At 64.0% G+C, this 17,899-nt stretch carries 13 protein-coding genes; 12 read left to right on the forward strand and 1 reads right to left on the reverse strand.

All coding sequences use genetic code 11. The features are described from left to right. From LLH00_02605 to LLH00_02630, 6 genes are all read left to right on the forward strand, one after another. Window positions 1–1,243, forward strand: a 1,243-nt coding sequence (locus tag LLH00_02605; protein MCE5270155.1) for a family 20 glycosylhydrolase, incomplete at its 5' end; no start/stop codon positions are given. Window positions 1,244–1,335: 92 nt separating this feature from the next. Then, window positions 1,336–2,985: a beta-N-acetylhexosaminidase gene (locus LLH00_02610; protein MCE5270156.1), complete on the forward strand. Its 1,650-nt coding sequence runs from the start codon at window positions 1,336–1,338 to the stop codon at window positions 2,983–2,985. A 341-nt stretch (window positions 2,986–3,326) separates the two neighbouring features. Then, window positions 3,327–5,564, forward strand: a complete 2,238-nt coding sequence (locus LLH00_02615; GenBank protein ID MCE5270157.1) for an ATP-dependent RecD-like DNA helicase — start codon at window positions 3,327–3,329, stop codon at window positions 5,562–5,564. Window positions 5,565–5,747: 183 nt separating this feature from the next. Next, entirely contained in the window at window positions 5,748–6,578 is an 831-nt protein-coding gene (gene pyrF / locus LLH00_02620; GenBank protein ID MCE5270158.1) for an orotidine-5'-phosphate decarboxylase, read from the forward strand. 18 nt (window positions 6,579–6,596) lie between these two features. Beyond that, window positions 6,597–7,043: a transcriptional repressor gene (locus tag LLH00_02625; GenBank protein MCE5270159.1), complete on the forward strand. Its 447-nt coding sequence runs from the start codon at window positions 6,597–6,599 to the stop codon at window positions 7,041–7,043. A 64-nt stretch (window positions 7,044–7,107) separates the two neighbouring features. Next, window positions 7,108–7,869: a carbohydrate-binding family 9-like protein gene (locus LLH00_02630; GenBank protein ID MCE5270160.1), complete on the forward strand. Its 762-nt coding sequence runs from the start codon at window positions 7,108–7,110 to the stop codon at window positions 7,867–7,869. Window positions 7,870–7,881: 12 nt separating this feature from the next. Here the strand turns inward: LLH00_02630 and lnt are convergent, their stop codons facing one another. After that, window positions 7,882–9,384, reverse strand: a complete 1,503-nt coding sequence (gene lnt, locus LLH00_02635; GenBank protein MCE5270161.1) for an apolipoprotein N-acyltransferase — start codon at window positions 9,382–9,384, stop codon at window positions 7,882–7,884. An 80-nt stretch (window positions 9,385–9,464) separates the two neighbouring features. On the opposite strand from lnt, the gene LLH00_02640 reads away from it, so the two are divergent. From LLH00_02640 to LLH00_02665, 6 genes are all read left to right on the forward strand, one after another. Beyond that, a complete protein-coding gene (locus LLH00_02640; GenBank protein ID MCE5270162.1) occupies window positions 9,465–10,121 on the forward strand; it encodes a 1-acyl-sn-glycerol-3-phosphate acyltransferase in 657 nt (218 codons plus the stop codon). A gap of 136 nt (window positions 10,122–10,257) precedes the next feature. After that, window positions 10,258–12,231, forward strand: a complete 1,974-nt coding sequence (gene rpsA, locus LLH00_02645) for a 30S ribosomal protein S1 (GenBank protein ID MCE5270163.1) — start codon at window positions 10,258–10,260, stop codon at window positions 12,229–12,231. A 231-nt stretch (window positions 12,232–12,462) separates the two neighbouring features. Next, window positions 12,463–14,022 (forward strand): ABC transporter substrate-binding protein, encoded by a 1,560-nt coding sequence (locus tag LLH00_02650; protein MCE5270164.1) that lies wholly within the window; start codon window positions 12,463–12,465, stop codon window positions 14,020–14,022. Beyond that, a complete protein-coding gene (locus LLH00_02655; protein ID MCE5270165.1) occupies window positions 14,019–14,756 on the forward strand; it encodes a class I SAM-dependent methyltransferase in 738 nt (245 codons plus the stop codon). The genes LLH00_02650 and LLH00_02655 overlap by 4 nt, the downstream gene beginning before the upstream one ends. 38 nt (window positions 14,757–14,794) lie before the next feature. Then, complete coding sequence (locus tag LLH00_02660) at window positions 14,795–15,532, forward strand: glycosyltransferase family 2 protein (GenBank protein ID MCE5270166.1); 738 nt, start codon at window positions 14,795–14,797, stop codon at window positions 15,530–15,532. Further along, window positions 15,529–17,886 carry a YfhO family protein gene (locus LLH00_02665; GenBank protein MCE5270167.1) on the forward strand — a complete coding sequence of 786 codons (2,358 nt, stop codon included), beginning with the start codon at window positions 15,529–15,531 and terminating at the stop codon, window positions 17,884–17,886. Before LLH00_02660 ends, LLH00_02665 begins: the two co-directional genes overlap by 4 nt. Window positions 17,887–17,899: the final 13 nt, after the last annotated feature.

The raw sequence follows: 17,899 nt of genomic DNA on the forward strand, positions 1-17,899 counted from the left end.
TGAGGTGTTTGGTAAGGCCAGGGCCGAGGGTGTGGCCTGGAGCGCGGCCGGGGTGAAAGTGCGCGACATCCCGCGTTTCGGCTGGCGCGCCTACCATCTGGATGAGGCCTGCTGGTTCCACGGCGAGGCGGAGGTCAAGAAACTCCTGGATCAGATGGCAGCCCTGAAAATGAACGAGTTCCACTGGTACCTGACCGATGACCAGGGCTGGCGCATCGAGATCAAGAAATACCCGAAGCTGACCGGGGTGGGGGCCTGGCGCAAGGATTCACAGACCGGCGGCTGGGACAGCCCGCTGCGCACGGGCCAGCCCCACGGCGGTTTCTACACCCAGGAGCAGTTGCGCGAGATCGTGCGCTACGCGGCCGAGAGGCATATCAACATCGTGCCCTCGGTCAACATGCCGGGCCACTCCACCGCGGCCATCGCCAGCTACCCCGAGATGGGCACCACCGGCGAGCCGGTGGAGGTCTGTGTCACTTTCGGCAAGCTGCCCAGCGTGTTCAACGTGGCGAACGAGAACCTTTACCCGTTCCTGGAGGATATCCTGGACGAGGTGATGGGGATTTTCCCCTCCCAGGTGATCCATCTGGGCGGGGATGAGGTGCTGTTCGGCCAGTGGGTGGCCTCGCCGCAGATCAAGGCCCTGATCGAGCGCGAGCACCTGAGCGGCCCGGCGGATGTGCAGATGTATTTCACCGGGCGCATGAGCCGGTTCATGGAGGGCCGCGGACGGCGCATGCTGGGCTGGAACGATATAATGGGCGATGACCTGCACGGTCTGCTCAAGGCCGTGGGCGCAGGGGACCTTCGTGACCGCCCGGACCGCCGTAATTTGGCTGCGGGCACGGTGGTGCAGTTCTGGGCCGGGGATATCGCCCTGGCCGAGCGCGCGCTCCGCGAGGGCCACGACATCATCAACTCGCTGCACACCGAGACCTACCTGGACTACGACTACACACAAATCCCCCTGGCCCGGGCCTATGCGTTCGAGCCGATCCCGCAGGGGCTGGACCGCTCTCTCTGGCCCAAGGTCCTGGGCCTGGGCTGCCAGATGTGGAGCGAGTGGACCCCGACCGATGACAAGGTGGAGCACCAGACATTCCCGCGGATAGCGGCCTACGCCGAGGTGGGCTGGACCCGTGCCGCACAGAAGGATTATCCGGATTTCTGCCGCCGGCTGGACAGCATGGAAAAGCGCTGGAGCCTGCAGAATGTCAATTTCGCCCAGGTCCCGCGCTGAGCGTTGTCGTTCTCACAAAGCCCGGCGCTCAGGCGGTTGAGCGCCGGGCTATAATGTTTTACCGTTTAGAACCAATTTGGTGAGGGGGGTGGATGGGCAGGGTAATTTTCATTCTGATGTTTCTGTGCGCCTGGGCCGGGTCCGGCTGGGCCGCGGAGCGGAATGTCTCGGTTATTCCGCAGCCGCAGGAACTGAACCTCACCGGCGGCGAGTTTGTCCTCAACCCGGCCACAGTCATCCTGGCCGACAGCGCGTTCAACGCCGAGGCGCGCTACCTGGCCGCGTGCCTGGAGGCCCCCACCGGCTTCAAGCCCGGAGTCAAATCAATAGCGGAAAGTAATAAAGCTCAAAATGTTATAATTCTGATAAAATCTTCGGATAGCTCGCTCGGGGCGGAGGGTTACGGCCTGGAGGTCACCCCCGCTGCGGTCACAGTTACCGCGTTCGCTCCGGCCGGGGCGTTCTATGGAATCCAGACTTTCCTGCAGTTGTTGCCCGTGGAGGCGTTCTCATCGCAGAAAACCTCGGGGGTTCTCTGGAGCGCACCCGGGGTGAAAATCCGGGATATACCACGGTTCCCCTGGCGCGCCTACCATCTGGATGACGCGCGCTGGTTCCACGGCGAGGCGGAGGTGCTGCGCCTTCTGGACCAGATGGCCGCGCTCAAGCTGAACGTGTTCCACTGGTACCTGACCGATGACCAGGGCTGGCGCTTGGAGATAAAGCGATACCCCAAGCTGACCGAGGTGGGGGCCTGGCGCGCCGACACCCAGGTGGGCGGCTGGTACAGCCCGGACCGGGCCGGCAAGCCCCACGGCGGGTTCTACACCCAGGAGCAGGTGCGGCGGGTAGTGCGCTACGCCGCCGAGCGCCATATTAAAGTCGTGCCCGGGATCAACATGCCGGGACATGCCACCGCCGCCATCGCCGCCTACCCCGAGATGGGCACGAGCGGCCAGCCGGCCGAGGTGTCCCAGGTGTTCGGCATCCTCAAGCAGACTTTCAACGTTGGGGATGAGAAGGTCTACACTTTCCTGGAGAACATCCTGGACGAGGTGCTGGAGCTTTTCCCCTCAAAGGAGATACACCTGGGTGGGGATGAGGTGGTTTTCGAGCAGTGGCTGGCCTCGCCGCAGGTGAAAGCCCTGATGGAGCGGGAGCACCTGGCCGGACCGGCCCAGGTGCAGCGCTATTTCACAAACCGGATGAGCCGTTTCCTGGAAAGCCGGGGCCGGCGGATGATCGGCTGGAACGATATCCTGGGCGATGATATCCAGGGTCTGCTCAAGTCCGTGGGGGCCGCCTCCCTGGCCGAGCAGCCCGCGGGCGAGGGGCTGGCCCCGGGCACGATCGTGCATTTCTGGCTGGGCGACCCCGCGATCATCGCGCGCGCCGCTCGTGACGGCCACGATATCGTGAACTCGCAGGCCACGATGACCTATTTCGACGATACTTACGAAGCGCTGCCCCTGGCCGAGGCCTACGCGTTCGACCCGGTGCCGGACAGCCTGGAGCAGTCTCTGCGGCCGCGCATCCTGGGCCTGGGCTGCGAGATGTGGAGCGAGTGGGCCCCCTCGGCCGCGCGCGTGGAATGCCGTACTTTCCCGCGTCTGGCCGCCCTGGCCGAGGTGGGCTGGACAAGCCCCGGGCGCAAGGACTACGATAATTTCTGTCATCGGCTGGACTGCCAGCAGGCGCGCTGGGACCTGCAGGGCATCCGCTACGCCCGCTGCGTGCGCTGAAACGTGATACAAACAGTATGCTTACGGCCCGCGGCTTGATCTTGCACCCGCGGGCCGTTATTTTGCCAGTTAATGACAAGGATTCTCATTTTGCGCCCGCACCACGGGTAGGGAGTCGGCTCAGGCTTGGTATTGTAGGGGCAGGCCCCTGTGCCTGCCCCAGCCAGCCCTGGCGGCCACGGGGGGCCGCCCCTACGAAAGGCAGAAGGACTGTTCGCAGCCCCCGCCGGCTTTGCTGCCTTCGCAGAACCGAAAGCAGAGCAAATGTTTAGCCCGTTGATTGAATAAAGAGCATTGAATCGGTCCTCATCCTCTCAAGCGGCTTAAAAGAAGATACACTTATGAACGGCCCGATACGCGACACGATCAGCGGTGTGCTCGACTATATCAGCTACCGCAACGAGGAAAACGACTACACCGTGGCCCGGTTCCTCCAGCAGGGCGAGGGTGAGAGCCTGACTGTCGTGGGGCACCTCTCGGGCGTGAACGAGGGCGAGAACCTGCGCCTGACCGGAATATGGAAAAACCACCCCCGTTTCGGCCGTCAGTTCCAGGTGGAAAGCTACGAGTTCATCCACCCCGAGACCGTGGAGGGGATCGAAAAATACCTCGCCTCGGGCCTTATCCGCGGGGTGGGGCCGGTCACCGCCGAGCGGATCGTGAATGCTTTCGGCGAGAAAACCCTCGATGTGATCGACCACGAGCCGGAGCGCCTGTCCGAGGTCCAGGGCCTGGGGGCCAAGCGGATCGCCCTTATCAAGGAGGCTTGGCAGGAGCAGCGCGGCAACCGGAGGGCGATGGTGTTCCTGCAGGGCTACGGCCTGGGGGGCGGGATGGCGGCCCGCATCTGGCGCATCTACCGCGACAAGACCGTGGAGCTGGTTTCCCAGAACCCCTACCGCCTGGTGGATGACATCCAAGGCATCGGGTTCGCCACTGCCGACCGGATCGCCGCCAATCTCGGGGTCCTGCCCGACAGCCCGCTGCGCCTGGCCAGCGGCCTGGAGCACACCCTGGCCCAGGCCGAGAACCGTAACGGCCACACCTGTCTGCCCCTGGAGCGCCTTCTGGAGGAGGGCGCGCGCCTTCTGGCCGTGGAGCGGGACAGCCTTCGTCCCCCGCTCGAAAATCTGGTGCGGCTGGGACGGCTGGTGGTGCGTCACGAACTGGCCGGGGGCGAAACCTTCATCTACTCGCCACGCTGCTACCGGGCCGAGGAGGTCGCGGTCGAGCGGGTGGGGGCGATCCTCGGCGCGCGGACCGGGTTTCTGGCCGAGTGCGGCGTGGGCGGCTGGGAGAAGGAGCTGGACGCCTTCGAGCGTGAGAAGGGGATCAGCCTGTCGGTCGGCCAGCGCGAGGCGGTGCGCGGCGCGCTCAAGGACCGGATCGCCGTGATCACCGGCGGCCCCGGCACAGGCAAGACCACCGTGGTCGCCGCGCTGATCTCCGTAGCCGAGCGGGCGCATATCCGGGTGACCCTGGCCGCGCCCACCGGACGGGCGGCCAAGCGCATGAGCGAGACCTCGGGCGGACGGCCCGCCTCCACGATCCATCGCCTGCTGGGCTGGAGTTTCCAGGAGGGCCAGTTCCTGCACAACCGCAGTCGTCCCCTGGAGGGCGAGGTGTTCGTGCTGGATGAGGTCTCGATGGTCGACCTGCCGCTGTTTGCCAGTTTCCTGGACGCCCTGCCCTGGGGCGCGGCCCTGATCCTGGTCGGTGATGTGGACCAGTTGCCCTCGATCGGTCCGGGCATGGTGCTGCACGACCTGATCGAAAGCGGAGTGCTGCCGGTCTACCGCCTGGAGGAGGTGTTCCGCCAGGCCGGACGCAGTCTGATCATCCGCAACGCCCACCGGGTGCGCCGGGGGCTTCTGCCGCAGGAGCGGGACAAGGAGCTCGAATCCGAGATCGAGCGCAGCGGAGGCGAGCCGCCCCAGCGTGACTTTTTCATTCTGCCGCAGAGCGACCCCGAGTCTCTGCGCGAGCAGCTCGTGCGCCTGATCACCGAGCGCCTGGAGCCTGCGTTCGGCGTTGATCCGGCCGCCGGGCTGCAGGTGATCACCCCCATGAATAAGGGCCTCTGCGGCACGCGCGCCCTGAACCAGCTCCTCCAGGGGGCGCTGAATCCGCTGGGAAGGAAAATCAATTTCAGCGGCCGCGACCTGCGTATCGGCGACCGGGTTATGCAGTTGCGCAACGACTACGAGAAGGACGTGTTCAACGGCGATATCGGCCGGGTGGTGTCGTTCGACAGCGAGGAGCAGAACCTGTGGGTGGATTTCGACGGCCGCACGGTGGCCTATGAGGGTCTGGAGCTGGAGGACCTCGAGCTGGCCTACGCGGTCACGGTGCACAAGAGCCAGGGCAGCGAGTACCCGGCGGTGATCGTGGTGCTGCTGAACGAGCACTACGTTATGCTCCAGCGAAACCTTCTTTACACGGCCCTGTCCCGCGGGCGCAAGGTGGTGGTGCTGGCCGGCGACCCGCGCGCCATGTCCGTGGCCGTGGGCAACGCCCGCATGGCCGTGCGCCACACCCGTCTGGCCGCGCTGCTGCGTGAGAGCCTGGCCGGGGTTTGACAGATGACGGGATCGGGTCGCCAGGCTGAAACTCAGGCTCAATGAGGTTTTGAATCTCTTCAAGAACCGCAGGTTGCAGGTGTGGAAGCAAAATTGTGTTGACAATTATTCTCAATCTGTTTAGATATGGTACGGGCGTTACAAATCAACGGCAGCAGTCAGACAACAGGGGGGCAGGCGCAGATGGCAGTTGGGACAGGCTGTTGGGAAAAGTTCGCCGAGGCGGCGAGGAAGAATGCAAGCCTGACCTGCGTGGGTCTGGACACCGAGCGGAGCAAGATACCGGTGCACCTTCGCGGCGCCGAGGACGCACTCTACCGTTTCAACTGCGCGGTGATCGACTGCACGCTCGACCTGGTCTGCTGCTACAAGCCCAACATGGCTTTCTACGAGGCCGAGGGCCTGCCCGGCCTGGAAGCGCTTCAGAAAACGATCCGCTACATCGGCGGGCGGGCGCCGGTGATCCTGGACGCCAAGCGCGGGGATATCGGCAACACGGCCGGCAAGTACGCCCGGGCTGCGTTCGAATGGCTGGGCGCGGATGCACTCACGGTCAACCCCTACCTGGGCTGGGACTCGGTGGAGCCGTATCTCAAGCATGACGGGCGCGGCATTTTCCTTCTTTGCCTGACCAGCAACCCCTCCTCGTCCGATTTCCAGTCCGGCGGGGAAAACCCGCTCTACCTTCAGGTGGCGCGCAAGGCCGCCGAGTGGGACAAGGGACGCAACAGCATCGGGCTGGTAGTGGGGGCGACCCACCTGGAGCAGGTCTCGACGGTGCGGGCGGCCGCGCCCGGGCTGCCGTTCCTTCTTCCGGGTATCGGAGCGCAGGGCGGGAGCCTGGAAAGTGTGGACCGTGCGGCGGAGAACGGCGGTGAGCCGGGCGCGATTGTCAACGCCTCGCGCAGCGTGATCTACGCCGGGGATGGAATTGATTTCGAGCAGAAAATCAGAACAGCGGCTGAAAAACTCAAACAAGATGTCGGCGGGCCGCGCACGCGGACCGCGGCTTAACCTGCCAGGGGAGGCGACATGCCGGAGGACCTGACCGAGCAGTTCATTAAGTACCTGCGGGATAACGGCTATCTGATTACCCGCCAGAGGCGCAGGATCGCCGAGATTATTTTCAACTCCACCGGCCACCTGAGCGTGGAGGACATCCAGAACCTGTTGCGCCAGAAAAAAATCGCCGCCTCGATCGCCTCGATCTACCGCACGCTGGACGTGCTGATCAAGAGCAACCTGGTGGTGCAGCACCGTTTCGGCAAGCGGTTCAAGCGTTTCGAGGCCGTGCTCAAGGACAAGCACCACGACCACCTGATCTGCACCCGCTGCGGTAAGGTGCTGGAGTTCAAGAACGACGCGATCGAGGACCTCCAGGTCAAGGTGGCCAAAGAGCATGATTTCAACATCACCAACCACAAGCTCGACATCTACGGTTACTGCAACCGCTGCCGCGCCGGGGTGGAAAAGGAATGATCGCGGCCTGAGCCGCTGCGCCGCCTTGCTTTCAACTATCATCCAATCGGAGAGGTGCGCCTTGTTGCCTGGAAAAATGTTGGCCGGCTTTGCCGCCCTCGCTCTCGCTTTCACGGCTGCAGTCAGTGTTCAGGCCGAGCAGGCCGCTCCGCCCACGCATCATTATGTAGTCAAGCGGGCGCTGTACCCGCCGGTGATCGATGGGGTGGTGAACGAGGCCGCCTGGAAAGCCTGTGAGCCGATCGAGCTGGGCGCGGCGCGCGAGGGCGAGAAAGTGGGCCAGAAAACCACGGCCCGCATCATGTGGGATGACCGCTATCTCTACCTGTCGTTCGAATGCGAGGACAGCCACATCTGGTCCACCATGACCGAGCGGGACCAGCCGATCTACAACGAGGAAGTGGTGGAGGCGTTCATCAACCCGGACGGCGACCGCGAGGGCTACCTGGAGCTGGAGGTCAACCCGCTGAACACACTCTGGGACGGCTATATCGAGAACACGGCAAACGGCCGCGTGGGTCATCTTGCCTGGAACAGTTTCGGCCTCCGCCGCGCGGTGTTCCTGGACGGCACGCTGAACGACAGGAGCGACACGGACGGCGGCTGGAGCGTGGAGATGGCCGTGCCCCTGGAGGACATCGTGACCGGGGCCCACACTCCGCCCGTGGCCGGCGACCGCTGGCGGCTCAACCTCTACCGTATCGACCTGCCCGAGGGGGCCGGGGTGCGGGGAGAGTATTACGCCTGGTCGCCCATCTCGGGCAAGACTTTCCACGACCCCGACCGTTTCGGCGAGATACAGTTCTCGGATGAGCCGCTGAAATAGCGAGTGGGTGGATCAGGCTGCGGGCCTGCGGTGGCGGAAGAAACTCACCAGCAGGGCGGCCAGGCTGAGGCTCCAGCACAGGTGGGCCGGCCAGTCGCCCAGACGGTTGTACAGCGTGCGGTCACTCCGGAGCCGTATCCCGGACGTGGCCGCTGTTCTTTCATACAGCAGTGTAGCCTGCCTGCGCCGTCCATAGCTGTCGTAGAATGCACTCACCCCGGTGTTGGCCGAGCGCACGATGGCGCGGCGGTTTTCGATGGCCCGGAGCACGAGGAACGCACTGTGCTGGTAGGCGGCGCTGGTGCGCTCGAACCAGGCGTCGTTGGTCATGTTGACCAGGAACTGCGCCCCGCGGCTCACCATGCCCCGGCTGATCTCCGGGAAGATCGACTCGAAGCAGATCAGAGTTCCGAAATCCCCCCGTGCGGTGTGGAACACCACCAGGCTGTCCCCGGGCACGAAATGCGACCCGCCCACGTCGATTGCCTTCAGCCCGGTGAAAAAGTCCTCGTAAGGGATTCTTTCGCTCATCGGGACCATGTGGATCTTGTCGTACTTGCCCGCGATCAGGCCGTTCGGGCCGAACAGGAACGCCGAGTTGAACGAATCGTAGTCCTTGCGGTCCTCGTGGAAATGGTATTCCGGCGCGCCGGTGAGCAGGAAGCAGTCGAGTCCCTGGGCCACCGAGCCCACGTACTCGCGCCAGCGGCGGTCCGTGCGCAGGTAGGCCGGGGCCGCGGCCTCGGGCCAGACCACCAGGTCGGGGCGCTCCGCGGCCTGGGAAACTGAGAGCTGGCCAAGTATTTCGAACGTGCTGTCACGCATCTCGGCGCTCCACTTGACCTCCTGGGCGATGCTGGGCTGGACGTAGCTGACGCGCAGGCTGTCGCCTCCGGCGAGGTCATCGCCGGCGTTCCTCAATACCAGCGCGCCCCAGGCCAGGGGCAGGGCGACCAGAAGGGCCGCGGCCGCGGCCGCGCGGGCCACGGGAAGGCCGGAGCGGTAACGCTTGTAGACAGTGTACAGCAGGCCGTTGAGCGCGACCAGCCAGAAAGTCACCCCGTAGGGCCCGCTGAACTCGGCGAACTGGATCAGGACAGGATAATAGGTCAGGCTGTAGGCCGGCTGGCCCCAGGTGAACGCCAGGTCGCCGTGGGCGTGGATATAGTCGATGGCGGTCCAGACAAAGGGGGCGCTCACGGCCAGCGGCACCCCGAAACTGTTCTCGATCCGGCGGGTGACCCAAGCGAACAGGGCCAGGTTCGAGGCCATGATCAGGATCAGCACCACGAACCCGGCATCCGTGAAGAGCGTCACCCAGTAGAGAAGGATGCCCCAGAAAACGAGGCCGCAGAGGAGAGCCCCCAGCACGGCTCGGGTCGTGGAGCGCTCCCGCTCCAGGAACACAAGCAGGGGGACCAGTGCGATAAAAGGCGGCAGGAAGAGCCGGAAAGGCGGGAAAGAGAGCACCAGCAGAAGGCCGCTGACCAGCGGGGCGATATGTATTGCTCGCAATCGCATTTCGGACTAAATTGACCCCGCCGCAGGGAGAATGTTTACTCGGGAGATAACCACTGAAAAGGAAATGTACGGATATGGGCCGGGAAAAGCCAGCCAAAATTGAATACCGCACAATCTACCGTTTCTCGCAGTTCATGGTGCGCATGCTCATGCGCCTGGTTTTCGGGGCGCGCTTTGTACACCAGGAGATATTTCCGTCCGGAGGGCCGGTGATCCTGGCCTCCAACCATGTGAGCAATTTCGACCCGCCGGCCATAGGCTGCGCAGTGCCGCGCGAGATATTTTTTTTGGGCAAGCGCGAGCTGTTCCGGAATTTCTTTTTCGGCCGGCTGATCCGGTTCTACAACACCGTGCCGATCCGTCGCGGGGTGATGGACTGGAGCGCCATCGCCGCACTCAAGGACATCCTGGCCCGCGAGGGAGTGGTGATCATGTTCCCGGAGGGTACGCGCGGGACCGAGGACAGCCTGGGCGAGCCGAAGTTCGGGGTGGGGATGCTGGCCCAGGAGACAGGGGCCGTGATCGTCCCGGCGTTCCTGCGCGGCACATCGCGGCTGAAAGAAGCTTTCCTGCGCCGCCGCCCGATGCGTGTACTGTACGGCCGCCCGATCCTTCCTGAGGAGTATGCGCAGTTCGAGCACAACCCCAAGGGGCAGATCGCCCTGGCCCGCCTGGTGATGGAGCGTATAGCCGAGCTGCAGAGAATTTGCGCGGAGAACGAGTCTCGCTAAATAAAAATAAAAAGCTTAACCGAATATTGTTGACTTTCGGATAAGACGTTTTTAAGTTTATACTTTCGCAGCAGTTATCAACCCTGAACCCCCTGAGATCAAGGGGCTTTTTAATCCTTTAAGGAGATTCTCGTTCATGGCGGAGTTGGAAAAGAACACCGATAACCCTCAGGGCGAAATCCTGCCCGAGGCTGTTGCGGCCGGCGAGGAAAAGCCGGTCGAGGCGACTGCTGACGCCGCAGTGCAGACCGTGGAAGAAGAGGACGAGAGGGTGGAGGCTGCACCCGCTGCGGTGGCCAAGCCGGTCGAGGAGGACGAGGAGTACTGGCAGATGCTGGACGAGGGCATCGAGTACACCAAGGACGAGTACAATCGCATGCTCGTGATGTACGAGTCCACGATGTCCAGCATCGAGGAAGGCCAGGTCATTAAGGGCCGTGTGCTGCGTATCACCGACACGCAGGCGGTCCTCGACATCGGGTTCAAGAGCGAGGGCACTATCGCCCTGGATGAGTTCAAGACTCCGGACGAGGTGCAGGTCGGCGATGAGGTCGAGGTGTTCCTCGAAAGCCTCGAGGATGAGGACGGCATCATCGTGCTGTCCAAGAAGAAAGCCGATTTCATCCGGGTCTGGGACCATATCCGCACTGCCCACGAGAACGACGAGTTGGTCGAGGGCACCCTGGTGCGCCGGATCAAGGGCGGCGTGGTGGTCGACCTGCTGGGCGTGGATGCGTTCCTGCCGGGCAGCCAGATCGCCCTGCGCCGTATCCCCAATCTGGACGAGCTGATGGGGCAGACGTTCAAGTTCAAGATCATCAAGATCAACAAGCGTCGCCGCAACATCGTGATCAGCCGCCGCGTGATCCTCGAGAGCGAGCGCGAGGAGAAGAAAGAGAAGCTGCTCCAGGAGCTGGAAGTCGGCCAGACCCGCGAGGGCGTGGTCAAGAACATCACCGACTTCGGCGCGTTTATCGACCTGGGCGGCGTGGACGGGCTGCTGCACATCACCGACATGTCCTGGGGCCGTGTGGCGCATCCCAGCGAGATGGTCGCCCTGGGCGACAAGATCAATGTCAAGATCCTGGACCTCGATTTCGAGAACGGCCGGATCAGCCTGGGCCACAAGCAACTCACCCCGTACCCGTGGGAAAACGCCGCCGCCAAGTACCCGGTCGGCTCGCGGGTCAAGGGCAAGGTGGTCTCGATCACCAATTATGGCGCTTTTGTGGAGCTGGAGAAGGGTATCGAGGGCCTGGTGCACATCTCCGAGATGAGCTGGACCCGTCATATCCGCCACCCCTCCAAGGTCGTGGCCATCGGGGACATCGTCGAGGCCGTGGTGCTCTCGATCAACCCCGAGGAAGAGAAAATATCGCTCGGCATCAAGCAGACCGAGGCCGATCCGTGGCAGACTCTAAACCAGAAATACCCGGTCGGTACGGTCATCGAGGGCCGTGTGCGCAACTTGACCTCCTACGGCGCCTTCGTGGAGATCGAGGAGGGCATCGACGGGCTGGTGCATATCAGTGACATGTCCTGGACCAAGAGGATCCATCACCCCAGCGAGATCGTCAAGAAGGGCGACAAGGTCAAGGTGGTGGTGCTCAACATGGACATCGACAACAAGCGGATCAGCCTGGGCATGAAGCAGTTGGCCGACAACCCGTGGGAGCAGATCGGCGAGAAGTACCCGGTCGGCACCGAGGTGGATTCCCCGATCGTGCGCCTGCTCGAAAAGGGCGTGGTGGTCGACTTGGGCGAGGACATCGAGGGTTTCGTGCCGATCTCGCAGCTCGGCCTCAAGGGCACGGTCAGTAATCCCTCGGATGTGTACAAGATCGGGGATGAGCTGAAGCTGAAGATCATCGAGAACGATCCGCAGAACCACCGTATCGTCCTGGCCGTCCGCGACATGGCCGAGGCCAAGCGCTACGCCAAGGAGCAGCTCAAGGCCCAGGATGACGGAGTCGAGGTGGTGGTCGAGGATGAGGAATCCCCGGCCGCTGAGGTCTCCTGCGATGAGCCGGAGAGCGATTCGAATAATGAGGCTGAGGAAGTGAAGCCGGAGGGCGGGGCGGAGCCGGAATCGACCGAAGCGGCCGAGTGAGCGCTTGAGAGAGGGTCCGGTCCGCGGTGGTTGCACGGGCCGGGGCTGAGGTCGAGGATGGGTTGAAAGTAAAGCCGTGTTTCTTCGTCCGCTGTGATGGGCGCACCCCGCGTGCGCCCATTCTTTTTGCCCTGGAGTCAGTTTTGAGTTGAAATCGGGACCCCATTCGACTATTTTAGTAATCTATATCATTCACTGTCACCGGCTTCAACGCACCGGAAGGCCCCATCTATGCAAGATACGCAGCGCATTAGGAAATCGGTTCCGGCTCTGCTGGCTCTAATTGTTTTCATCGCCGCGTTCTGCGCACCGCTCGCCGCGAAGCAGAAACAAACGCCCGAGGCCCTGCGCCAGGGTGCGCCCTACGCCGAGATACTTTCCGCGGTCGAGGACTACTCCGCCGGGCGCTACGAGCAGTGCGCCTCCCGCTGCGAGAGTTTCATAGCCTCCCTGGCCCCCGCTGACAGCCAGTTCGCGTTTCTCGGCCTCTACTACGGCCTGCGCTCGCGCCTGGCGCTGGGCCGCAACACCGGAGCGGATTCCCTGTTCAACGCATACAAGTCCGCGGTGCCGGACATCCAGACCTCCGAGCTGCTGGCTGTCCTGGGACGGTTTCAGGCTGCCGCGCCAGCCCCTCTGGCGGCCACCGCTCCAGGCCACTGCAACCGGATCGGCGTGGTGCTGCCTCTGAGCGGCCGCTACGCCGATTTCGGCCAGGCGATCCGCGAGGGGATACAGATCGCTGTGGACCGCTACAACGCCACGCACAACGGGGCAGTCCGGGTGGAGACAGTCTTCCGGGATGACCAGTCCGACCCGCTGATCGCCGCCACGCTGGGGCGCGAGCTGGCCAAGGACACAAGTGTGGCCGGACTGATCGGCTCGTACCAGGATGACGCCACCCTGTCGCTGGCCATGGCCGCCTCTGGCGCCTCCCTGCCGGTTGTCTGCCCGACCGCTGAGTCGCCGCAACTGGCCGGGCTGGGCCCGCTGGTGCACGCGATAAACCGCACCGACCCGGCCGAACTGCGCCGCCTGGCCGATTTCACGATCCACAGGCTGGGCCTTCAGATCTTCGCCGTGCTCGCCCCGAACAACGAAAAGGGCGCACTGCTGGCGGCCAGTTTCCGCTCCGCGGTCCATCACAACGGCGGCGCGGTGGTGGCCGACCTGCGCTACAGCGGCGAGGACAACAATTTCGACAGCCAGATGACCTTGCTCCAGCGCTACCTGCCGGATGCGATCTACATCCCGGCCGAGTTGAACGATATCACCCAGATCGCCTCACAGGTGCATTACTACGGCCTGGGACAGGCGCGTATCCTGGGCACCGAGACCTGGCGCAGCGAGCGGGTGCTGCGCATGGGCGGCGAGTACGTGGAGGGCGTGCTGTTCGCTTCGCCGTTCTACGAGGGCTCGCGCGAGCTGCTCTGGAACAGTTTCAAGTCCGACTACGAGCGTATCTGCCAGCGGCCGGTGAACAAGTACTCGGCCCTGGGGTTCGACGCCGCCGGGATGATTCTGTACGCGGCCGGGGATTTCCCGGTCAGCCGCAAGGGGCTGGCCGAGGCGCTGGAGAAAGTCTCCGCCCTGGACGGGGCCTACGGACAGTATTCGGTGGAGCCGGACGGGCGGGTGGAGCGCCGCACTTTCATCCTCGAGATACACAACGGCGATGTGATCCCGGCCCAGGCGCCGCAGGTACAGGAAAGCCCGGCGGCGGTGGACAGCCTGGCCCCGGCGGCCTCTCCCGCGCCCGGGCAGTCCGGCATGTCCGGAGAGGGCCGATGAAAGACAACGAGAAGGTCATGCAGGAGTTCGACAGCCGGGAGGAAAGCTACTGGCTCTACAGCGGACGACTGCTGATCCTCGAACGTCTGCTGCGCGGCCTGATCGCTCCAGGCCTGCGCCTTCTGAACGTGGGTTGCGGCCCCGGCGCCACGAGTTGCCTGGCCGAAAACCTGGGCGCCGAGGTGGTGAGTTTCGACTACTCGCTGGATGCCCTTCGCTGCACCGCGCGGCGCGGGATGAAACAACTGGTGCGCGGTGACAGCACGCGCCTGCCGTTCCGGGACCGCAGCTTCGAGTTCCTGTTCTGTATGGACGTGGTGGAACACATCGAGGACCATGTGGCCGCGGCCGCGGAACTCAAGCGGATGCTGGTCCCGGGCGGACACCTTCTGCTCACTGTCCCGGCCGACCGCTGGCAGTGGACCAGCCGGGATGTGATCTTCGGGCACTACCGGCGGTACAATTCGCGCTCGCTACGCACTCTTTTGGAGGGGGCCGGTTTCAGTTTCGAGTACCTCACGCATTTCAACTCACTACTCTTTCCGCTGGCTCTGGTCGACCTGCTCCTGGACCGGTTCCGCCGGCCGCTGAAAGAGGAAAACTGTTACCCTGAATTCAGCGGCCTCGCCAACGCCGTGTTCCACCGGGTGTTCAGCTTCGAGCGGCATTTTCTGCCCCGGCCCGGTTTCCCGTTCGGCAAATCGCTGCTCTGCCTGTGCCGCCGCCCCGGCTGAGCGCACTTGAACCGCAACGACTGGAGAAAGAGAGTCACTTGGATTCGGGGAAAGTGTTTCTGAGCGTGGTCATCCCGGCCTATAACGAGGAAAAGCGGATCGGCGCAACCCTGGAGGCGATACTGGCCTACCTGCGGGCGCAGGACTACTCCAGTGAGATCGTGGTGGTGGATGACGGGAGCCGCGACCGCACCCGCGAGGTGGTGCGCTCGTTCGAGAACCCGCAGGTGGCGGTGCGGGTGGAGGGCTACGCGCAGAACCGTGGCAAAGGCCATGCGGTGCGCACCGGGATGCTGGCCGCCCGCGGCGATTTCGCCGTGTTCATGGATGCCGACCTTTCCACGCCCATCGTCATGCTCGACCGGTTCCGTCCCTTGATGGAGCGGGGTCGGGACGTGATAATCGGCACGCGCAAGGTGGACAGCGCCAGGATAGTGAAACACCAGCCCGGCTACCGCGAGAACATGGGCAAGGTGTTCACCTGGCTGAGCAATGTCATCTTCGGCCTGCGGGTGAGCGATTTCACCTGCGGCTTCAAGTGTTTCAGCCGCCGGAGCCTGGCGCCGGTGTTCGGCTGCCAGTCTATCGACGGCTGGAGCTACGACACCGAGATAATCGTGATCGCCGACCGCAAGGGCTTCGCGGTGGATGAAGTCCCGGTGGAATGGGCCAATGACGAGGCCACCCGGGTTCGGTTGCTGAAAAACGTGTTCACCTGCTTTTCCGAGCTGTTCACCATCTGGCGCAACGACCGCCGCGGACTGTACCGGCCATGAGCACCCGCAAGAGCGACGGGCAAAGGAAAGCCGCCCCAACCGAACCTGAGCGCGGCGCCGGGAAACCGGGGCCGGACAGTATTCTGCGCTGGCTGCCGCTGCTGGCCCTCGCCGCTCTGACCGCAATATTCTTCTGGCCTTACCTCACGCCGCTCAAATCCGGACAGGCCTGGCTCTGGGAGGATTTCCTCCATTTCTCCTACCCGGTGCGGTTCTTTGCCGCCACCTCGCTGGTGCGGGGCGAGTTCCCGTTCTGGAACCCTTACGTGTTCGGCGGAATGCCGTTTTTCGCCGACATCCAGACTGCGGTGCTGTACCCCCTGAACCTGGTCCAGACCGTGTTCGCCGGTGCGGACAGCCTCAGCCCGCGGGTGGTGCAGCTGTTCGACGTGCTCCACTATTTTCTGGCCGGCTGGCTCTGCTGGCGTTTCCTGCGCTATCTCAAGCTGAGCGCCGACTCGAGCCTCCTGGGCGCGGTGACTTTCGCGTTCAGCGGGTTCCTGATCACGCACGCGATCCACCTGAATTTCATCAACGTCTTCATCTGGCTGCCGCTGATCCTGGAGCTGTTCCAGCGCGCCCTGGATAGCGGCCGCCTGCGCTGGGCCGTGGGCGCCGCCCTGACCCTGGCACTGAGCACCATGGGCGGCTACCCGCAGTACACCCTGTACATCTGCTACGTGCTGGGCCTGCAATGGCTGTTGCACGAGGTGGGGGCGCGGGAGCATGGGGGGACGGTGAGCCTTTCGGCCTCCGGCGCGCGCTTTCTGACCCTGCTCGGCGTGGTGGGCTTCGGGGTGGGGCTGAACGCCTTCAACTGGCTGCCCGCCGCTGAACTGGCCCGCTACACCCCGCGCAGCAGCATGACCTGGGAGGCTTCGGTCGAGCACTCCCTGCACCCGCTGCTGCTGTTCAAGCTGATCTGCCCGGGCTTTTTCGGGACCCAGTATCCGGCCGAGAACACCTATTGGGCCGGGGGCTACAGCGCGTTCTGGGAGACCTGCCTGTTTGTCGGGGTGCTGCCGCTCAGCCTGGCGCTCTGGGCGCTGGGGGCTTTCCGCCGCGACCGGCGGGTGCAGTTCGCCGCGCTCCTTACCGGGTTAAGCCTCTGGCTGGCTCTGGGGCGCTTCGGGGGGCTTTACTGGCTGTGCTTCAAGTTCGCTCCGGGATTCGGACGGTTCCGCATTCCGGGACGGTTCGCGGCGTTGGCCTCGTTCGGCCTGGCGCTGCTGGCCGCCCTGGGCTGGGAGGCGCTGCGGCGGAAAAGGAGCGAGGCCGGGGGAAAGGTGGTGCGGGGTCCGTTGCTGGTCGCCGCCGCCCTGGGAGTGGTCGTTGTTTTGATGCTTTGTTTGCTCTACGCCGGTGCGCTGAACGGACTGTTTGAGGGCGCCCTGACCCGTCCCGAGGTCAAGTCCCTGGCCTCGACCGCTCTCCTGCACTCAGTGGCCACAATAGCGTGTACGCTTATCCTGCTGGGTCTTGCCGCCGGCGGACCGCTGAAATTCGACCTGCGCTGGATGGGATATGCGGCCGTGCTTTTCACCTTTTTCGAGCTGCTCACATTCGGCCGTCCGTTCCTGGACGGCAAGACCGACCCGGGCCAGTTCTACGCCGACTCGCCGGCTGCGGTCCAGTTGAAAAAGGAGCTTCAGACCGAGCTGTTCCGGATCAACGCCCGCAGCCTGGAAAACCCCGGTGTAATGGTGCTGCGGCGCAATCAGGGCTGCCTGGACCGTCTGTTCCTGCTGGAGGGCTACAACCCGCTGCAGCTCAAGCGCCGCCTGGGCGAGGTCGGCCTGGACCGTCAGTTCGACCTGCTGAACGTCAAGTACAGGATCGTGATCGACTACCAGCAGCAGCGGGCCGGGCTGGTGCCCAACCCCACCTGTATGCCGCGTGCGTTCCTGCTCAGCCGCTGGCGCGTGCTGCAGGAGGACCCGGTGATCCTGGCCACCCTGAACGACTCCACGTTCGACTACCGCGGCGAGGCCGTGCTGGAGAAAGCCCCCGGCATTGACTCGTCAAAGGACCAGGGGCATATTGAAACGAAAGCCGAGGTTAAAAGATATTCCCAGAACGAGATTACCGTGGAAACCGACAGCCCGGCGCCCGGAATCCTGGTGCTGAGCGAGTGGGACTACCCGGCCTGGAAAGCCTGGGTGGACGGCTCCCCGCAGGAAATCCTGCGCGCCGATTACGCCCTGCGCGCCGTGGCCCTGCCCGCGGGGCGGCACAGCGTGCGTTTCGCCTACGAGTCCGACTCGGTCCGGCGCGGGGTGCTGCTCAGCCTGGGAGCGGCCCTGGCTCTGGCGGCGTTCTCGCTCCTGTCCGCGCGCTGGTGGCGCCGCTGGTAGTTATTGTCAGCCG

The organism is bacterium (assembly GCA_021372515.1).
GTDB lineage: Bacteria > Gemmatimonadota > Glassbacteria > GWA2-58-10 > GWA2-58-10 > JAJFUG01.

Bases quoted from the DNA above. Each gene is read 5' to 3' on its own strand.
- LLH00_02655 (MCE5270165.1), top strand. From the start codon at position 14,019: ATGAAAGACAACGAGAAGGTCATGCAGGAGTTCGACAGCCGGGAGGAA.
- LLH00_02610 (MCE5270156.1), top strand. From the start codon at position 1,336: ATGGGCAGGGTAATTTTCATTCTGATGTTTCTGTGCGCCTGGGCCGGG.
- LLH00_02615 (MCE5270157.1), top strand. From the start codon at position 3,327: ATGAACGGCCCGATACGCGACACGATCAGCGGTGTGCTCGACTATATC.
- rpsA (MCE5270163.1), top strand. From the start codon at position 10,258: ATGGCGGAGTTGGAAAAGAACACCGATAACCCTCAGGGCGAAATCCTG.
- LLH00_02665 (MCE5270167.1), top strand. From the start codon at position 15,529: ATGAGCACCCGCAAGAGCGACGGGCAAAGGAAAGCCGCCCCAACCGAA.
- LLH00_02640 (MCE5270162.1), top strand. From the start codon at position 9,465: ATGGGCCGGGAAAAGCCAGCCAAAATTGAATACCGCACAATCTACCGT.
- pyrF (MCE5270158.1), top strand. From the start codon at position 5,748: ATGGCAGTTGGGACAGGCTGTTGGGAAAAGTTCGCCGAGGCGGCGAGG.
- LLH00_02625 (MCE5270159.1), top strand. From the start codon at position 6,597: ATGCCGGAGGACCTGACCGAGCAGTTCATTAAGTACCTGCGGGATAAC.
- LLH00_02650 (MCE5270164.1), top strand. From the start codon at position 12,463: ATGCAAGATACGCAGCGCATTAGGAAATCGGTTCCGGCTCTGCTGGCT.